Origin of the sequence: Enterobacter cloacae complex sp. CDL013 (genome assembly GCF_049238805.1) — a bacterium.
In the GTDB taxonomy this organism is placed as follows: Bacteria; Pseudomonadota; Gammaproteobacteria; order Enterobacterales; family Enterobacteriaceae; genus Enterobacter; species Enterobacter hormaechei_C.
The window spans coordinates 370,619-386,605 of the sequence record NZ_JBMKGT010000005.1 but is presented as its reverse complement, the minus strand read 5'-3'; the positions used below and the strand labels follow the sequence as shown (position 1 = coordinate 386,605).

The 15,987-nt window shown below is 55.0% G+C and carries 16 protein-coding genes; 11 read left to right on the top strand and 5 right to left on the bottom strand.

The window, feature by feature from the left end; all coding sequences use genetic code 11:
* The first annotated feature begins 2 nt into the window (after window positions 1–2).
* From rsxA to gstA, 9 genes are all read left to right on the top strand, one after another.
* Complete coding sequence (gene rsxA, locus ACOTXD_RS12570) at window positions 3–584, top strand: electron transport complex subunit RsxA (RefSeq protein ID WP_003857582.1); 582 nt, start codon at window positions 3–5, stop codon at window positions 582–584.
* On the top strand, window positions 584–1,162 hold the full coding sequence (gene rsxB, locus ACOTXD_RS12565; RefSeq protein WP_003857583.1) for an electron transport complex subunit RsxB: 579 nt from the start codon (window positions 584–586) through the stop codon (window positions 1,160–1,162). The genes rsxA and rsxB overlap by 1 nt, the downstream gene beginning before the upstream one ends.
* Complete coding sequence (rsxC, locus tag ACOTXD_RS12560) at window positions 1,155–3,176, top strand: electron transport complex subunit RsxC (protein WP_003857585.1); 2,022 nt, start codon at window positions 1,155–1,157, stop codon at window positions 3,174–3,176. Before rsxB ends, rsxC begins: the two co-directional genes overlap by 8 nt.
* Window positions 3,177–4,229, top strand: coding sequence for an electron transport complex subunit RsxD (rsxD, locus tag ACOTXD_RS12555; RefSeq protein WP_182384544.1), 1,053 nt, complete (start codon window positions 3,177–3,179; stop codon window positions 4,227–4,229). It abuts the gene before it with no gap.
* Between the two features lie 10 nt (window positions 4,230–4,239).
* Window positions 4,240–4,860 (top strand): electron transport complex subunit RsxG, encoded by a 621-nt coding sequence (gene rsxG, locus ACOTXD_RS12550; protein WP_003857590.1) that lies wholly within the window; start codon window positions 4,240–4,242, stop codon window positions 4,858–4,860.
* A 2-nt stretch (window positions 4,861–4,862) separates the two neighbouring features.
* Window positions 4,863–5,549, top strand: coding sequence for an electron transport complex subunit E (locus ACOTXD_RS12545; protein WP_003857592.1), 687 nt, complete (start codon window positions 4,863–4,865; stop codon window positions 5,547–5,549).
* Complete coding sequence (gene nth, locus ACOTXD_RS12540; RefSeq protein WP_421766421.1) at window positions 5,546–6,181, top strand: endonuclease III; 636 nt, start codon at window positions 5,546–5,548, stop codon at window positions 6,179–6,181. Before ACOTXD_RS12545 ends, nth begins: the two co-directional genes overlap by 4 nt.
* 613 nt (window positions 6,182–6,794) lie before the next feature.
* Window positions 6,795–8,303, top strand: coding sequence for a dipeptide/tripeptide permease DtpA (dtpA, locus tag ACOTXD_RS12535; RefSeq protein ID WP_003857596.1), 1,509 nt, complete (start codon window positions 6,795–6,797; stop codon window positions 8,301–8,303).
* A gap of 105 nt (window positions 8,304–8,408) precedes the next feature.
* The gene (gene gstA / locus ACOTXD_RS12530; RefSeq protein ID WP_003857598.1) at window positions 8,409–9,014 is read left to right on the top strand and encodes a glutathione transferase GstA; all 606 of its coding nucleotides are present in this window, start codon (window positions 8,409–8,411) and stop codon (window positions 9,012–9,014) included.
* A gap of 90 nt (window positions 9,015–9,104) precedes the next feature.
* Here gstA and pdxY read toward each other — a convergent pair whose 3' ends face one another.
* The 5 genes from pdxY to anmK form a co-directional block, all read right to left on the bottom strand.
* Window positions 9,105–9,965, bottom strand: a complete 861-nt coding sequence (gene pdxY / locus ACOTXD_RS12525) for a pyridoxal kinase PdxY (protein WP_061856162.1) — start codon at window positions 9,963–9,965, stop codon at window positions 9,105–9,107.
* Window positions 9,966–10,031: 66 nt separating this feature from the next.
* The gene (gene tyrS, locus ACOTXD_RS12520; protein WP_023313971.1) at window positions 10,032–11,306 is read right to left on the bottom strand and encodes a tyrosine--tRNA ligase; all 1,275 of its coding nucleotides are present in this window, start codon (window positions 11,304–11,306) and stop codon (window positions 10,032–10,034) included.
* Between the two features lie 125 nt (window positions 11,307–11,431).
* Window positions 11,432–12,088 (bottom strand): pyridoxamine 5'-phosphate oxidase, encoded by a 657-nt coding sequence (pdxH, locus tag ACOTXD_RS12515; protein WP_126501169.1) that lies wholly within the window; start codon window positions 12,086–12,088, stop codon window positions 11,432–11,434.
* A 57-nt stretch (window positions 12,089–12,145) separates the two neighbouring features.
* Window positions 12,146–12,469, bottom strand: coding sequence for a C-type lysozyme inhibitor (gene mliC, locus ACOTXD_RS12510; protein ID WP_048208778.1), 324 nt, complete (start codon window positions 12,467–12,469; stop codon window positions 12,146–12,148).
* A gap of 93 nt (window positions 12,470–12,562) precedes the next feature.
* A complete protein-coding gene (gene anmK / locus ACOTXD_RS12505; protein ID WP_022650944.1) occupies window positions 12,563–13,687 on the bottom strand; it encodes an anhydro-N-acetylmuramic acid kinase in 1,125 nt (374 codons plus the stop codon).
* Between the two features lie 255 nt (window positions 13,688–13,942).
* Between anmK and slyB the strand changes: the two genes are divergently transcribed.
* Window positions 13,943–14,410, top strand: coding sequence for an outer membrane lipoprotein SlyB (gene slyB, locus ACOTXD_RS12500; protein WP_003857604.1), 468 nt, complete (start codon window positions 13,943–13,945; stop codon window positions 14,408–14,410).
* A gap of 193 nt (window positions 14,411–14,603) precedes the next feature.
* Window positions 14,604–15,968, top strand: coding sequence for a GGDEF domain-containing protein (locus ACOTXD_RS12495; RefSeq protein ID WP_061856163.1), 1,365 nt, complete (start codon window positions 14,604–14,606; stop codon window positions 15,966–15,968).
* Window positions 15,969–15,987: the final 19 nt, after the last annotated feature.

Sequence of the window (15,987 nt, the reverse complement as noted above, 5' to 3'; positions counted from 1 at the left end):
TAATGACCGATTACTTACTGCTCTTTGTCGGAACTGTGCTGGTGAATAACTTCGTACTGGTGAAGTTCCTTGGCCTGTGCCCGTTTATGGGCGTCTCCAAAAAGCTGGAGACGGCAATGGGCATGGGGCTGGCAACCACCTTCGTGATGACGATGGCCTCCATTTGCGCATGGCTGATTGATACCTGGATCCTAATCCCGCTCGACATGCTCTACCTGCGCACTTTGGCCTTTATTCTGGTCATTGCGGTCGTGGTGCAATTTACCGAAATGGTGGTGCGGAAAACCAGCCCTGCCCTGTATCGCCTGTTGGGTATTTTTCTGCCCCTCATCACCACTAACTGTGCGGTGCTGGGCGTGGCGCTACTGAATATCAACCTTGGGCATAATTTCCTGCAATCGGCGCTGTATGGTTTTTCCGCCGCGGTCGGTTTTTCTTTTGTTATGGTCCTGTTCGCCTCGATTCGCGAGCGTCTGGCCGCGGCGGATATTCCCGCGCCGTTTCGCGGTAACGCCATCGCTCTGGTGACCGCAGGTTTAATGTCTCTGGCCTTTATGGGCTTTAGTGGTCTGGTGAAGTTGTAATGAGTGCTATCTGGATTGCCATCGCGTCCATCAGCGTGCTGGGACTCGTCTTTGGCATCATTCTGGGTTACGCCTCCCGCCGGTTTGCGGTGGAGGACGATCCGGTGGTTGAAAAAATTGATGAACTTTTACCCCAGAGCCAGTGCGGGCAGTGCGGCTACCCTGGCTGCCGCCCTTACGCTGAGGCGGTGGGCGTGCAGGGAGAAAAGATCAACCGCTGCGCGCCGGGTGGCGAAGCGGTCATGCTTAAAATAGCTGCCCTGCTGAACGTCGATCCCCAGCCTGTCGACGGCGATGAACAGGCCCAGGAGCCTGTTCGTGCCCTTGCTGTTATCGACGAAGCCAACTGCATTGGCTGCACAAAATGTATTCAGGCGTGTCCTGTTGACGCCATTGTGGGCGCAACGCGCGCGATGCATACCGTTGTGGCGGATCTGTGCACCGGCTGTAATCTCTGCGTGGCGCCCTGCCCGACGCAGTGTATAGAACTGCGCCCGGTTGAAACGACTACCGAAAACTGGAAGTGGGACCTTCAGACCATTCCGGTTCGCAATATTCCTGTGGAACAACATGCTTAAGTTATTTTCTGCCTTCAGAAAAGAGAAGATCTGGGATTTCGACGGCGGCATTCATCCGCCTGAGATGAAATCGCAGTCTAACGGCACGCCGCTGCGCCAGATCCCGCTGGCGACCCGTTACGTTATGCCCCTGAAACAGCATATCGGCGCGGAAGGCGAATTGTGCGTGAAAGAAGGCGATAGCGTTCTTCGCGGCCAGCCGCTGACCTTTGGTCGCGGACGGATGTTGCCGATACATGCCCCGACTTCCGGTAAGGTGGTGGCTGTTGCCCCCCATACCGTTGCCCATCCGTCGGCGTTGTCTGAGCTGAGCGTGATCATTGAAGCCGATGGTGAAGACCGCTGGATCGAGCGTGACGGCTGGAGCGACTACCGTTCCCACAGCCGTGAAGCGCTGATTGAACGCATTCATCAGTTCGGCGTGGCGGGTCTGGGGGGCGCAGGCTTCCCGACCGGCGCTAAGCTTCACGGCGGCGGCGATAAAATCGAAACGCTGATCATCAATGCCGCCGAGTGCGAACCGTACATCACCGCCGATGACCGTCTGATGCAGGACTGTGCCGCGCAGGTGGTGGAAGGTATTCGCATTCTTGCGCATATCCTGCAACCCCGCGAAGTGCTGATCGGTATTGAGGACAATAAACCGCAGGCCATTTCGATGCTGCGTGCGGTTCTGGCGGACAGCCATGATATCGCCCTGCGCGTGATCCCGACCAAATATCCGTCCGGCGGGGCAAAACAGCTGACGCAGATCCTGACCGGCAAACAGGTCCCCCACGGAGGCCGTTCGTCCGACATCGGCGTGCTGATGCAAAACGTGGGGACCGCCTACGCGGTGAAACGTGCGGTGATTGACGGCGAGCCATTGACCGAGCGCGTCGTCACACTGACCGGCGAGTCCGTCTCCCGTCCCGGCAACATCTGGGCGCGTCTGGGTACGCCGGTGCGTCATCTGCTGGAACAGGCTGGCTTCTGCCCGGGTAGCGATCAACTGGTCATTATGGGCGGCCCGCTGATGGGCTTTACCCTGCCGTGGCTTGATGTGCCGGTGGTGAAGATTACCAACTGCCTGCTTGCCCCTTCCCTGACGGAGATGGGCGAAACGCAGGAAGAGAAAGGTTGCATACGCTGTAGCGCCTGTGCGGACGCATGCCCGGCAGATTTACTGCCGCAGCAGTTGTACTGGTACAGCAAAGGCCAGCTGCACGATAAAGCCCAGGCGCATAACCTGGCTGACTGTATTGAATGCGGTGCCTGCGCCTGGGTCTGCCCAAGCAATATTCCGCTGGTGCAGTATTTCCGTCAGGAGAAAGCTGAAATCTACGCCATCTCCATGGAAGAAAAACGTGCCGCTGAAGCGAAGGCCCGCTTTGAAGCGCGCCAGGCGCGACTGGAGCGCGAGAAACAAGCCCGTCAGGAACGCCATAAGCAGGCTGCCGTGCAGCCTGCGGCGAAAGATCAGGATGCCATTAACGCAGCCCTGGCCCGCGTACGCGAGAAGAAAGCCACCGCCGCCCAGACGGTTGTGATCGCTCCGGGAGAAAAACCGGACAACAGCGAAGCGATTGCAGCCCGCGAAGCGCGGAAAGCCGAAGCACGCGCGCGTCAGGCGGAGAAAGCGCAAAACGCCAAACCGGAAGCCGACATCGACCCGCGTAAAGCGGCGGTGGAAGCGGCTATTGCCAGGGCAAAAGCCCGCAAAGCCGGTCAGCAGACAGTGGTGGTTGAACAGGAAGCGACGGATCCGCGCAAGGCGGCCGTTGAAGCCGCTATCGCCCGCGCCAAAGCACGTAAAGCGGCACAGCTACAACCTGCCGAAGAGAGTGAAGCCCCTGTCGATCCGCGTAAAGCCGCCGTTGAAGCGGCCATCGCCCGTGCCAAAGCACGAAAAGCGGCACAGCAGGACGAACTGCCTGCGGCCGCTAATGACGATCCACGCAAAGCCGCAGTCGCCGCCGCGATTGCGCGCGTTCAGGCAAAGAAAGCCGCGCAGCAAGCCGTTAACGAGGATTAAATGGTTTTCAGAATTGCAAGTTCCCCTTATACCCATAACCAGCGCCAGACATCGCGTATTATGATGCTGGTGTGCCTGGCCGCGCTGCCAGGTATTGCCGTACAGTGTTGGTTTTTCGGCTGGGGTACGCTTTTCCAGTTAGTTCTGGGTTGCGCCAGTGCCGTCGCAGCGGAAGCCGCGATCCTGAAGCTGCGCAAAATGGAGGTGACTCGCATCCTGAGCGATAACTCCGCCCTGTTGACCGGCCTGTTGCTGGCCATCAGCATTCCCCCGTTCGCCCCGTGGTGGATGGTGATATTGGGAACGGTGTTTGCGGTGATCATCGCCAAACAGCTGTACGGCGGGCTGGGCCATAACCCGTTTAACCCGGCGATGATTGGCTACGTAGTACTGCTGATCTCCTTCCCGGTACAGATGACCAGCTGGCTGCCGCCGCATGAGATCGCCGCCACGGTGCCCGGCTTTATGGATGCCCTGCACGTTATCTTTACCGGCCACACCGCGCTGGGCGCAGATATGAACGCGCTTCGCATGGGCGTGGACGGCATCAGTCAGGCCACTCCGCTCGATACCTTCAAAACCTCCCTGCGTGCCGGACAAAGCGTGGAGCAGGTGATGAAATCGTCTATTTACAGCGGCGTACTGGCAGGTGCTGGCTGGCAGTGGGTCAATCTGGCCTACCTGTTGGGTGGCGCGTTCCTGCTGCAACAGAAGGCGATCCGCTGGCATATTCCGGTGAGCTTCCTGGTGACGCTGGCCGTCTGCTCGACGCTCGGCTGGGTTATCTCACCTGAGTCACTGGCCAGCCCGCAGCTCCATCTGCTCTCCGGCGCGACCATGCTCGGGGCATTCTTTATTCTGACCGATCCGGTCACCGCCTCTACCACCAACCGTGGTCGTCTGATTTTCGGCGCGCTGGCAGGCTTGCTGGTCTGGCTTATTCGCAGCTTTGGCGGCTATCCGGACGGCGTGGCATTTGCCGTGCTGCTGGCTAACATCACCGTTCCGCTCATCGACTACTACACGCGTCCACGCGTGTACGGTCATCGCTAAGGGTCGCGCCATGCTCAAGACAATGCAAAAACACGGCGTCACGCTGGCGATCTTCGCCGCCGCCCTCACCGGGCTGACCGCGCTGGTAAATGAACTGACGAAAACCACCATTGCAGAGCAGGCAATGAAGCAGCAAAAAGCGCTGTTCGATCAGGTGATCCCATCCGATCTCTACGATAATGACCTGCAAAAAAGCTGCTTTGTCGTGCAGGCTCCGCAGCTTGGTAAAGGACCCCATCGCGTTTATATTGCCCGCAAGGGCGATAACCCCGTGGGCGCCGTCATGGAAGCCACCGCGCCGGACGGTTACTCCGGTGCGATTCAGCTGCTGGTGGGCAGCGATTTTTCCGGCACCGTACTGGGTACGCGCGTGACGGAACATCACGAAACGCCGGGCCTTGGCGACAAAATTGAAACACGCTTAAGCGACTGGATCTTACACTTCGCCGGAAAGATGATTCATGGCGAGGACGATCCTGCTTTCGCGGTGAAAAAAGATGGCGGCGAATTTGACCAGTTCACGGGCGCCACGATTACCCCGCGCGCGGTGGTCAACGCCGTAAAGCGCGCCGGGCTGTATGCCGAAACGCTGCCCGCGCAGATCAATCATCTTTCCACCTGTGAGGAGTGACCATGAGCCAGGTTAAAGAGGTTATCGTCCAGGGTCTCTGGAAGAACAACTCCGCGCTGGTGCAGCTGCTTGGGCTATGTCCGCTGCTGGCGGTGACGTCTACCGCCACCAACGCGCTCGGGCTGGGGCTGGCGACCACGCTGGTGCTGACCCTGACTAACTTTTCCATTTCTGTTTTGCGCCGCTGGACGCCGTCAGAAATCCGTATTCCGATTTATGTCATGATCATTGCGTCGGTGGTCAGCGTCGTGCAAATGCTGATTAACGCCTACGCATTTGGCCTGTACCAGTCGCTCGGGATCTTCATTCCGCTTATCGTGACTAACTGTATTGTCGTAGGCCGCGCTGAAGCCTTCGCGGTGAAAAACAATCCGGCCATATCCGCGCTGGATGGGTTTTCCATCGGCATGGGCGCGACTGCCGCCATGTTCGTCCTCGGCTCTCTGCGTGAAATTTTGGGCAACGGTACGCTCTTCGACGGTGCGGACGCGCTGCTTGGCGGCTGGGCGAAGTCGCTGCGTATTGAGGTGTTCCATACGGACACTCCGTTCCTGCTGGCCATGCTACCTCCTGGCGCCTTCATTGGCCTTGGGATGATGCTGGCGTTAAAATACCTGATTGATGAAAAACGTAAACGCCGCGCCGCTGAACGCAGCGTACAGGAAGGGATCCCCGAGAAAGCAGTATGAATAAAGAGAAACGCATTGCGATCCTGACGCGCCTGTGCGATGAGAATCCTCATCCAACGACAGAGCTGAACTTTAACTCGCCGTTTGAACTGTTGATCGCGGTGCTGCTCTCTGCACAGGCGACGGACGTGAGCGTCAATAAAGCCACTGCCTTGCTCTACCCTGTCGCCAATACGCCGCAGGCCATGCTGGAGCTGGGCGTTGAAGGTGTGAAATCCTATATCAAGACCATTGGCCTGTTTAACAGCAAGGCCGAAAACGTCATTAAGACCTGCCGGATCCTGCTGGAGAAGCACGGCGGTGAAGTCCCTGAAGATCGCGCCGCGCTGGAAGCGTTGCCGGGCGTCGGGCGTAAAACGGCAAATGTGGTGCTGAACACGGCGTTTGGCTGGCCGACCATCGCCGTGGATACCCATATCTTCCGCGTCTCAAATCGCACCCGTTTCGCGCCGGGTAAAAACGTGGAAGAGGTTGAAGAGAAGCTGTTAAAAGTCGTTCCTGCGGAATTTAAGGTGGACTGCCACCACTGGCTGATCCTGCACGGACGGTATACCTGTATTGCCCGTAAGCCACGCTGCGGTTCCTGCATTATCGAAGATCTCTGCGAATACAAAGAAAAAGTCTATCCCTGAGCGTAAACCACCTTACTTCTTACCTGTTCAAGCCCTTAGAATTAACAAGGGCTCTGATATCTTCTCGATTGACCATAAATTGCCCTCTCTTTCTCCTTTACGCATTGTCGATTCTTCGGTCATTTAACACTCAAACAGGTTAATAGTTTTTTCATCACCAAAAATTTCTATACATCTGTGATCGCGATCACTCTGATAACCTGATGTTGGATTTTTGTTGTTAAAACCCGCCCAACCCCTTTGTCAGACAAGATTTCGTCTATTCAACACCGCACATAAGACCAGTCATTTTTCAGAACATGGGCTATATCACTGCCAATCACCCGAAATAGCAGAACATATCGCCATACAGCCATTAAACAGGGTCGATCACAGTCAAAAAAACCACTAATTTTCAACCAATGAAATTTAAAGCTGCATAACATTTGCGTGAACCGATGATTATACCGCCAGAGTTATATGTAACAGATTATTACAAACGTATTGCCAGATGGGGCTGGATAGTGAACATTACCCGCCGTTTCCCCTCCCAATATAACTATAAAGCGGATGTACTACGGTCATCACGCTATGAACACCCCCGTTAATATGGGATGTAAAAAAAGAGGTATATGTGTCTACTGCAAACAATAAACCAACAGATGAGAGCGTAAGTCTTAACGCTTTCAAACAGCCTAAAGCGTTCTATCTCATTTTCTCTATCGAATTATGGGAACGTTTTGGCTACTACGGCCTGCAAGGGATCATGGCGGTTTACCTGGTTAAACAGCTGGGTATGTCTGAAGCCGATTCCATCACGCTATTCTCTTCCTTCAGCGCCCTGGTGTATGGCCTCGTCGCTATCGGCGGCTGGTTAGGCGATAAAGTCCTCGGTACTAAACGAGTCATTATGCTGGGCGCCGTTGTTCTGGCGATTGGCTATGGGCTGGTTGCCTGGTCCGGGCACGATGCAGGTGTGGTTTACATGGGCATGGCTACCATCGCGGTAGGTAACGGCCTCTTCAAGGCGAACCCATCTTCCCTGCTCTCTACCTGCTACAGCAAAGATGACCCACGTCTGGACGGTGCATTTACCATGTACTACATGTCCATCAACATCGGCTCCTTCTTCTCTATGCTGGCAACCCCATGGCTGGCCGCAAAATTCGGCTGGAGCGTAGCGTTTGCGCTGAGCTTCGTGGGTATGCTGATCACCGTTGTGAACTTCCTGTTCTGCCGTAGCTGGGTTAAAGACTATGGTTCAAAACCAGACTTCGAACCCGTGCACATGGGCAAACTGCTGGCAACCATCGTCGGCATCGTGATCCTGGCCGCTGTCGCCACCTGGCTGCTGCATAACCAGGGCGTTGCACGTGCCGTACTGGGCGTGGTTGCGCTGGGTATCGTGATTATCTTCGCGAAAGAAGCCTTCGCGATGCAGGGTGCGGCACGTCGTAAGATGATTGTGGCGTTCATTCTGATGCTGGAAGCGATCATCTTCTTCGTTCTGTACAGCCAGATGCCAACGTCTCTGAACTTCTTCGCTATCCGCAACGTTGAGCACTCCATCCTCGGTATCGCGTTCGAGCCGGAGCAGTATCAGGCACTGAACCCGTTCTGGATCATGATTGGTAGCCCGATTCTGGCCGCTATCTATAACAAGATGGGCGACCGTCTGCCAATGCCGCACAAGTTCGCTATCGGTATGGTGCTGTGCTCTGGCGCATTCCTGGTGCTGCCGCTGGGGACGAAATTCGCGACCGACGCGGGTATCGTTTCTGTTAACTGGCTGATCCTGAGCTATGCGCTGCAATCCATCGGTGAACTGATGATCTCCGGTCTGGGTCTGGCGATGGTTGCGCAGCTGGTCCCTCAGCGTCTGATGGGCTTCATCATGGGTAGCTGGTTCCTGACTACCGCTGGCGCGGCCATCATCGCAGGTAAGATTGCGAACCTGATGGCGGTACCAGACAACGTTACCGACCCGCTGGTTTCCCTGAATGTCTACGGCACCGTGTTCATGCAAATTGGTATCGCGACCGCCGTGATTGCCGTACTGATGCTGCTGACCGCACCTAAACTGAATCGTATGACGCAGGACGACGACAAATCCGCTAAAGCGATTAAAACCGCGAACGCGTAATGTCATCGGGAAACGACTGAACAGAAGCCGCTAATTGATTAGCGGCTTTTTTTTTATCCGAACGCGCACTAACATAGCTGGAACCTCAGCAAAAAGGAGTTACCGATGAAACTGTTCTATAAACCGGGCGCCTGCTCTCTTGCTTCCCATATTACGCTTCGCGAGAGCGGTAAAGATTTCACGCTGGACGGCGTTGACCTGATGAAAAAGCGCCTGGAAAACGGGGATGACTTTTTTGCGATTAACCCAAAAGGGCAGGTTCCGGCCCTGCTGCTGGATGATGGCACCCTGCTGACCGAAGGGGTGGCGATTATGCAATTCCTGGCGGACAACGTACCGGATCGTCAGCTCCTTGCCCCCACCGGCAGCATTGCGCGTTATAAGACGCTGGAGTGGCTGAACTATATTGCCACCGAACTGCACAAAGGCTTTACGCCCCTGTTCCGCCCGGACACGCCAGAAGAGTACAAACCTACCGTGCGCGCGCTGCTGGAGAAAAAGTTGCAGTACGTTAACGACGCGCTGAAAGACGACCAGTGGATCTGTGGCTCGCGTTTCACTATCGCCGATGCCTATCTGTTTACCGTTCTGCGCTGGGCGCGCGCGGTTAAGTTGAACATGGAAGGATTAGACCATGTCGCATCGTATATGACGCGCGTGGCGGAGCGTCCTGCGGTGGCGGCGGCGCTGAAAGCGGAAGGGTTGAATTAACGGAGCGGCCTGAGGAGCCGGGTGGCGCTGACGCTTACCCGGCCTACAAATTCCGTAGGCCCGCGCAAGCGCAGCGCCGCCGGGCAGTGTCTATAGCTGCGTTGCGCTAAAATAGTGCTCCGGCTTCGCGATGCGATCCTGTGCCGCGACGACCTGGAGCTCATATTCCTGCATCGTCTTCGTCGCAATCATGATTTCATAAACGGCTGCGGTGACGTGCTCCAGCGCATCGCGCAGGCTCGCACCCTGCAATAGCTTCACCAGCAGCAAACCGCTGGTCACATCCCCGACCCCGACAGGCTGACGTGTACCGAAATCCACCAGCGGTCGACTGATATGCCAGGCTTCATCCTTCGTCACCAGCAGCATCTCAAAACGGTCCTGGCTCAACCCTGCGCATGCCAGGTGTTTCACCAGCACAATCTCTGGCCCCTGGGCGATCAGCTCGCGAGAGGCGCTTACAGCCTCTTCTACGCTGTTGACCGGATGCTCGCACAGGATCTCCAGTTCAATCAGGTTGGGGGCAATAATATCGCTGGCGGGCAATGCATGACGGACATGAAACTCCGCAACGCCCGGCGCTACGATGCAGCCTTTTTCAGGATGTCCCATCACCGGATCGCAGAAATATTTCGCCGCGGGGTTTGCCGCTTTCACCTGGCGCACAATGCCGAGGATATGTTCCCCCTGCTCCGCCGAACCCAGATAGCCGCTCAGTACGGCATCGCAGCGTTTAAGCTGGTCGATATCCGCAATCCCCTGAACGATTTCCGTCAGATGCGACGGCGGCATTACGCAGCCGGTCCATTTACCGTACTGGGTGTGATTCGAAAACTGGACGGTATTAAGGGGCCAGACGTTAACGCCGAGGCGGCGCATCGGGAATTCCGCAGCGCTGTTGCCAGCATGTCCAAACACAACGTGGGACTGAATGGCGAGGATGTTCTTCATGTTGTACTTACCAAACCCTGTCAAAACAAAAGGGGCGTGGTTTCCCACGCCCCTGCATACTTTTAATTACTTCCAGCAGACCAGGCAGTAATTTTTCTTACCGCGACGCAGCAGCGTGTAGCGACCATAGAGACGGTCGTTCTCGGTAAAGGTATATTCCGGATCGGCCTGTTTTTCGCCATTAATGGTGATCGCGTTAGAGGCGATGGTTTTACGCGCCTGACCGCGAGACGGCTGGAGCTCGGAGTCCACCAGCGCCTGCATCAGATCGGCGCCTTTTTCCATCTCCACCATCGGTACGCCATCCTGCGCCAGCTGTTCGAAATCCGCTTCGCTTAAATCGCTCAGGGTCCCGTTGAACAGGCTCGCCGTAATGCGTTTCGCCGCCGCCAGACCTTCTTCGCCGTGAACCAGTTTGGTTACTTCGTCCGCCAGCACGTACTGGGCGCGTGGTGCTTTACCGCTGTTCTTGTCTTCTTCTTCCAGCGCATTGATTTCTTCGATATTCATAAAGGTGAAGAACTTCAGGAAGCGATAAACGTCGGCATCCGCCGTGTTGATCCAGAACTGGTAGAATTTATACGGGCTGGTTTTCTTCGGATCCAGCCATACCGCGCCGCCTTCGGTCTTACCGAACTTGGTACCGTCTGCTTTGGTGATCAACGGCACGGTCAGACCAAACACCTGATTCTGGTGGAGGCGACGGGTCAGATCGATACCGGAGGTGATGTTACCCCACTGGTCGGAACCGCCAATTTGCAGAGATACGCCGTGCAGCTTGTTCAGGCAGGCGAAGTCATACCCCTGCAACAGGTTGTAGGAGAACTCGGTGAAAGAGATACCTTGGTCGTCACGGTTAAGACGCTGCTTCACTGCTTCTTTGTTAATCATCTGGTTAACAGAGAAGTGTTTGCCGATGTCACGCAGGAACGTCAGCACGTTCATGCCACCAAACCAGTCGTAGTTGTTCGCCGCAATCGCAGAGTTATCACCGCAGTCGAAATCCAGGAACGGTGCAACCTGTTTACGGATCTTATCCACCCACTCCTGCACGGTGTCTTCGGTATTCAGCTTACGCTCAGCGGCTTTGAAACTTGGGTCGCCAATCAGACCGGTCGCGCCGCCAACCAGAGCGACAGGCTTATGGCCGGCCATCTGGAAGCGTTTCAGGCATAACAATGGAACAAGATGCCCCAAATGCAAGCTGTCAGCGGTGGGATCGAAGCCGCAATAGAGCGCGATCGGGCCTTGCGCCAGTCGCTCTGCTAACGCTTCCTCGTCCGTCACCTGGGCCACGAGGCCCCGCTCTTGCAATTGTTTAATCAAGTTACTGCTTGCCATCAAATTCTCCATGTATAAACGACTGCACCTTTGCCGGTACACGACTTTTCGCCTGATGCGAAAGGACCATAGAATAAAGCGCCAGCGCGGTGTGCGCTAGCGCTTAAATCAACAAATTTTGGGGATTACGGTGCCAGTCTGTCGATTTTCCAGCCACCGTTGTCGCGCTGGTATAAAAAGCGGTCGTGGAGACGGTGTTCACCGCCCTGCCAGAATTCCATCTGCTCAATGGGGATGCGGAACCCGCCCCAGAAACTCGGCAGCGGTACTTCACCCTGCTGAAACTTCTGTTTGAGTTCGAGGAATTTACTCTCCAGCACGCCGCGGGCTGAGATTCGGCTGGACTGTTTAGAGACCCAGGCACCGATCTGACTGTCGCGCGGGCGGCTGTGGAAATATTTCACCACTTCAAGCGTAGAGAGGCGCTCCGCCGTGCCGGTAACCATCACCTGGCGCTCAAGCATATGCCACGGGAAGAGCAGGCTAATACGCGGATTATTTTCAAGGTGATGCGCTTTACGACTGCCCAGGTTGGTGTAGAACACCAGCCCTTTCTCGTCATAATGCTTGAGAAGAACGATGCGTTGATACGGCTGACCATTTTCATCAACCGTGGCAACGACCATTGCCGTCGGGTCAGCCAGTTTCGCTTCGCAGGCCTGCTTCAGCCAGCGTTCAAAAAGCACCAGCGGTTCGGCGGGAAGATCCTGGCGTCGCAGACCGCCTTTGGTGTATTCACGGCGCAGATGCGCAATTTGCTGTATTTCGTCGTTATCTGACATGGCGTTAGCTGAAAGTGAGATTGGGTGGCGCTATTGTGCGCGCCCCCTTCAAAAATCTCAACGCTTCGGATTTTGAAGCTGACAATTGTTCAGCACAATGCGGTCACGCTTGTAGACGGTGGCGCTGTCGCCTTTCGACCAGTAGACGTAGATCCCGTCTGAGTAGCGCGCTCCGGAGGCCGACATTCCCTGCTTCAGCGTCAACAACTTATTGTCATAAACAAAGCTGGCTTCCTGACGCGGGTTGTTCAGCTTCACCGTCAGCGGTTTTTCATCACAACGATATTCCAGCGTATCGGTTTGCATACGCTCAACGAACTGGTTATAGACGCTGCATCCGGTCATAAGAAAAGGTACAGCAATGAGAAGAAGTTTTTTCATGGGTAGATTCCGAAGACTATCCTGGTCCTGGAGGGCCTAACCGCCCTCCTGTTTTTCCCTATTTTACGGGTTACGCCTCCCGCTGAATTTCAGTTAACTCTGATTATGGCGCGGGTTTGCGGGGAAAATGGCCCCGAGGACGCTCGCCTCCCGCGCACCGGTTACGGAGGGTAAATTACCCGGCAGACCGGCAACCGTACGCCAGGCAAGCCAGGCGAAGGCCAGCGCTTCCATATCGTCTCCGCTGATCCCGGCTTCATCAGTGGTCGTGACTTCGGTGCCCGGCAGCAAGGCGGCGAGGCGTGCCATCACCAGCGGGTTTCGGCTTCCGCCTCCGCATACCAGCAAGCGCTCACACCCGCCGCTCAGCAACACCTGTTCAGAGATCGACACCGCGGTGAGCTCCGTCAGCGTAGCCTGCACATCCTGAGGCGCAAGGCCGGGGAAGCGCGCCAGCTGACGTTCAAGCCAGCCGTAGTTGAAATATTCCCGCCCCGTGCTTTTTGGCGCAGGCAGAGCAAAGAAAGGATCGCTTAACAGGGTTTGCAGCAAGGGAAGGATCACTTTCCCCTGGCTGGCCCACTGCGCGTCTTTGTCATAGGCTTTACCGCTCTGACGCCAAATCCAGGCATCCATCAGCATATTACCGGGTCCGGTATCGTACCCCCGCACGGGCTGCCCGGGAATAAGCATCGACAGGTTGGCGATCCCGCCGATGTTCAGAACCATCCTGCGCTCTACCGGGTGCGCCAGCAGCGCCTGATGAAATGCCGGAACCAGCGGCGCCCCCTGCCCGCCGAGGGCCATATCACGACGACGGAAATCACCCACCACCGTTACGCCGGTTTTTGCCACAATCTGGTTGTTATCGCCAATTTGCATCGTGTGCGGCGCCTCGCCGACAGGTTCATGCCAGACGGTCTGCCCATGGCAGCCTATTGCCACGATATCCTGCGGGTGGAGTCTTTCCTGCTGCATCAGGGCCAGTACCGCATCAGCAAACAGCGCCCCCAGACGCACATCCAGTTGGCCCAGTTGGGAAAGCGTCAGCTGTTGCCCCTGGCAGATGTTCAGGATCTCTTCTTTTAACGAGACCGGAATTGGCCAGGTCAGGCTTGCCTGCTGCGCCACCATGTTTTCATCAATGGCGGCCAGAACGACATCCACACCGTCAAGACTGGTACCAGACATCACACCGATATAGCGACCCGATTTCATGCGCTTTCCTTACGTTACATGGGCTAAGTGCAACCACTCCATCATAAATAACGCGGCTTTGCTATGCGGTGATAATAATTTTTAACAATCTCAGACCTGTAGCACAGGCGATGTTTGTTTATGTCCCGTTAAGCCCTGTTCAGGTAAAATTTATTTATTCGGCATGCAAAGATATGAACTGTGGTCAGGAATGCCATATAATTTAGCCATGACGGATGCCCCAACCGGGCGTTTTTTGGTGAACAGGAGAGTCAAATGATTTTACGTGTACTGGGCGTTTCGCTGATTGGTTTAACACTGGCGGGTTGTGTGAATGACAGTTCACTCTCCGGCGACGTATATAGTGCTTCTGAAGCTAAACAGGTACAGAACGTGACATACGGTACTATCGTTAATGCCCGTCCTGTTCAGATTCAGGGTGGCGATGACACGAACGTGGTGGGCGCAATCGGCGGTGCTGTGCTGGGTGGTTTCCTGGGTAATACCATTGGCGGCGGCACCGGACGTTCTCTGGCGACCGCAGCGGGCGCAGTTGCAGGCGGCGTAGCGGGTCAGGGCGTTCAGGGTGCGATGAACAAAACTCAGGGCGTTGAGCTGGAAATCCGCAAAGACGATGGCAGCACTATTATGGTTGTGCAGAAACAGGGTAACACCCGCTTCTCTGCTGGCCAGCGTGTTGTTCTTGCAAGCAACGGCAGCCAGGTCACCGTCTCCCCGCGTTAATATCCTGATGGATGTGGTCTTTCAGACCGCATCCATTTACCAAAATCATCATTTCCAATAATATATTGGCACAATATATTCACATGGTGAATTATTCATTTCACCCGTTCTTGTCCGTGCGCAAAGTATTTTTTATTTCCCTCGCTTAGACTCTTCGCAATCTCTTTTTCCTTTTTTAATTTTTAAATTCTCTATGCTTGCGATCTGTCGATTTGTAAAGAACCGCTTTGTGGCCTTCGCGCTTGGGTGTATTGTTATCATTGCCGTATTACAAGGTTTTTTTATAAAACTTGTTGAATGGGTTCCTTCGTTTTCACCTTTGTTTTTCCCTACGCTGACGATATTTCTTCTGGTGTTCCATCTGTTTATTGCCTGTTTTATGGCAATGAAATACTGGTGCGACAAAAGGCGATTATATCTTGTTCCCATTGCCCTGGCCTTTGCCGGTTCGGCGTTACTGATGGTGGGGACACTGGCCAGCTTCCCGGCCTGGCTTGATCTCTATCAGTTCAACGAAGCGAACTATAACGACGCCATGATTTTCTACATGTTCCGCCACTTTTTAATGGCGGTGCTGATGATCGTCGCAGCATTACTGTATACCCTGCGCAATTCTGCGCTCTCACGAAGCGCCCATGTTGGTATCGTTGTCGGCGCCTCGCTCTTTACGGGCTGTATGCTTGGGCTGGCATTGTTCTATTCCAGCCATTCAACCCTGCTCACACTGGACCTGGTGGATAATGAAACCCGACAGTTTATGGTTCTCTGGAGCCAGGCGATCAATATCATTTTGATCGTCCTGTGGGTAGTAACGTTAATCACCCTGTTGGCCATTACCCGCGTGAGGAATTTGTTTTGGGTCGGCGGCAATTTTTTATGTGTCTGTTATATCGTCACTCTGCTCATGCTATTGTTAGGCGGACACGCTGAAGATATTTCATGGTACCGGGCACGGTTATTCGAAACTGTCGCTACGTTAATGATTATTTTCATCTTACTTTCCGACGTATTTAATTTGTATCGTGACTCGCATGTAAAATATCAGCAGTCTTATCAAAATTCCATCCGCGACCCCCTCACCCGTCTTTATAATCGCAGCTATTTCTATGATTCATTAAATCACGCGCTAAACACGGCCACGGTGACACATCCGGTGTCGGTGGTCGTGAGCGATCTTGACCGTTTTAAACGCATTAACGACTGCTACGGTCATTTGCAGGGGGATAGGGTTTTACAGTTTGTCTCAAACCTGTTGACCGATTCGGTGCGACCGCAGGATATCGCGGCGCGGATCGGCGGCGAAGAGTTTGTGCTCATGCTGACAAATACACCGTCCGATGTCGCGCATCAGGTTGCCGAACGTATTCGCCTCAAGTTGAGCGGGTTTGACAAGGCCAGCAGCGGTGGGCAGCTTCCGGAACCGATTACCATTAGTATGGGAGTATTAACCGCTACCTCGCCGGAAACCAGCGCTGAAACCTGTGTGGAAAGCGCGGATAAAGCCATGTACGAGGCAAAAGAGACGGGCCGCAACCGGGTGGTGGTGTTCAGAACATGACAAAGGCCTTGCACGAGCA

Coding starts and splice junctions, on each gene's coding strand:
- mliC (WP_048208778.1), bottom strand. CDS start 12,469: ATGAAAAAACTTCTTCTCATTGCTGTACCTTTTCTTATGACCGGATGC.
- tyrS (WP_023313971.1), bottom strand. CDS start 11,306: ATGGCAAGCAGTAACTTGATTAAACAATTGCAAGAGCGGGGCCTCGTG.
- pdxH (WP_126501169.1), bottom strand. CDS start 12,088: ATGTCAGATAACGACGAAATACAGCAAATTGCGCATCTGCGCCGTGAA.
- rsxG (WP_003857590.1), top strand. CDS start 4,240: ATGCTCAAGACAATGCAAAAACACGGCGTCACGCTGGCGATCTTCGCC.
- nth (WP_421766421.1), top strand. CDS start 5,546: ATGAATAAAGAGAAACGCATTGCGATCCTGACGCGCCTGTGCGATGAG.
- rsxC (WP_003857585.1), top strand. CDS start 1,155: ATGCTTAAGTTATTTTCTGCCTTCAGAAAAGAGAAGATCTGGGATTTC.
- slyB (WP_003857604.1), top strand. CDS start 13,943: ATGATTTTACGTGTACTGGGCGTTTCGCTGATTGGTTTAACACTGGCG.
- rsxB (WP_003857583.1), top strand. CDS start 584: ATGAGTGCTATCTGGATTGCCATCGCGTCCATCAGCGTGCTGGGACTC.
- ACOTXD_RS12495 (WP_061856163.1), top strand. CDS start 14,604: ATGCTTGCGATCTGTCGATTTGTAAAGAACCGCTTTGTGGCCTTCGCG.
- rsxD (WP_182384544.1), top strand. CDS start 3,177: ATGGTTTTCAGAATTGCAAGTTCCCCTTATACCCATAACCAGCGCCAG.
- rsxA (WP_003857582.1), top strand. CDS start 3: ATGACCGATTACTTACTGCTCTTTGTCGGAACTGTGCTGGTGAATAAC.
- pdxY (WP_061856162.1), bottom strand. CDS start 9,965: ATGAAGAACATCCTCGCCATTCAGTCCCACGTTGTGTTTGGACATGCT.
- ACOTXD_RS12545 (WP_003857592.1), top strand. CDS start 4,863: ATGAGCCAGGTTAAAGAGGTTATCGTCCAGGGTCTCTGGAAGAACAAC.
- gstA (WP_003857598.1), top strand. CDS start 8,409: ATGAAACTGTTCTATAAACCGGGCGCCTGCTCTCTTGCTTCCCATATT.
- anmK (WP_022650944.1), bottom strand. CDS start 13,687: ATGAAATCGGGTCGCTATATCGGTGTGATGTCTGGTACCAGTCTTGAC.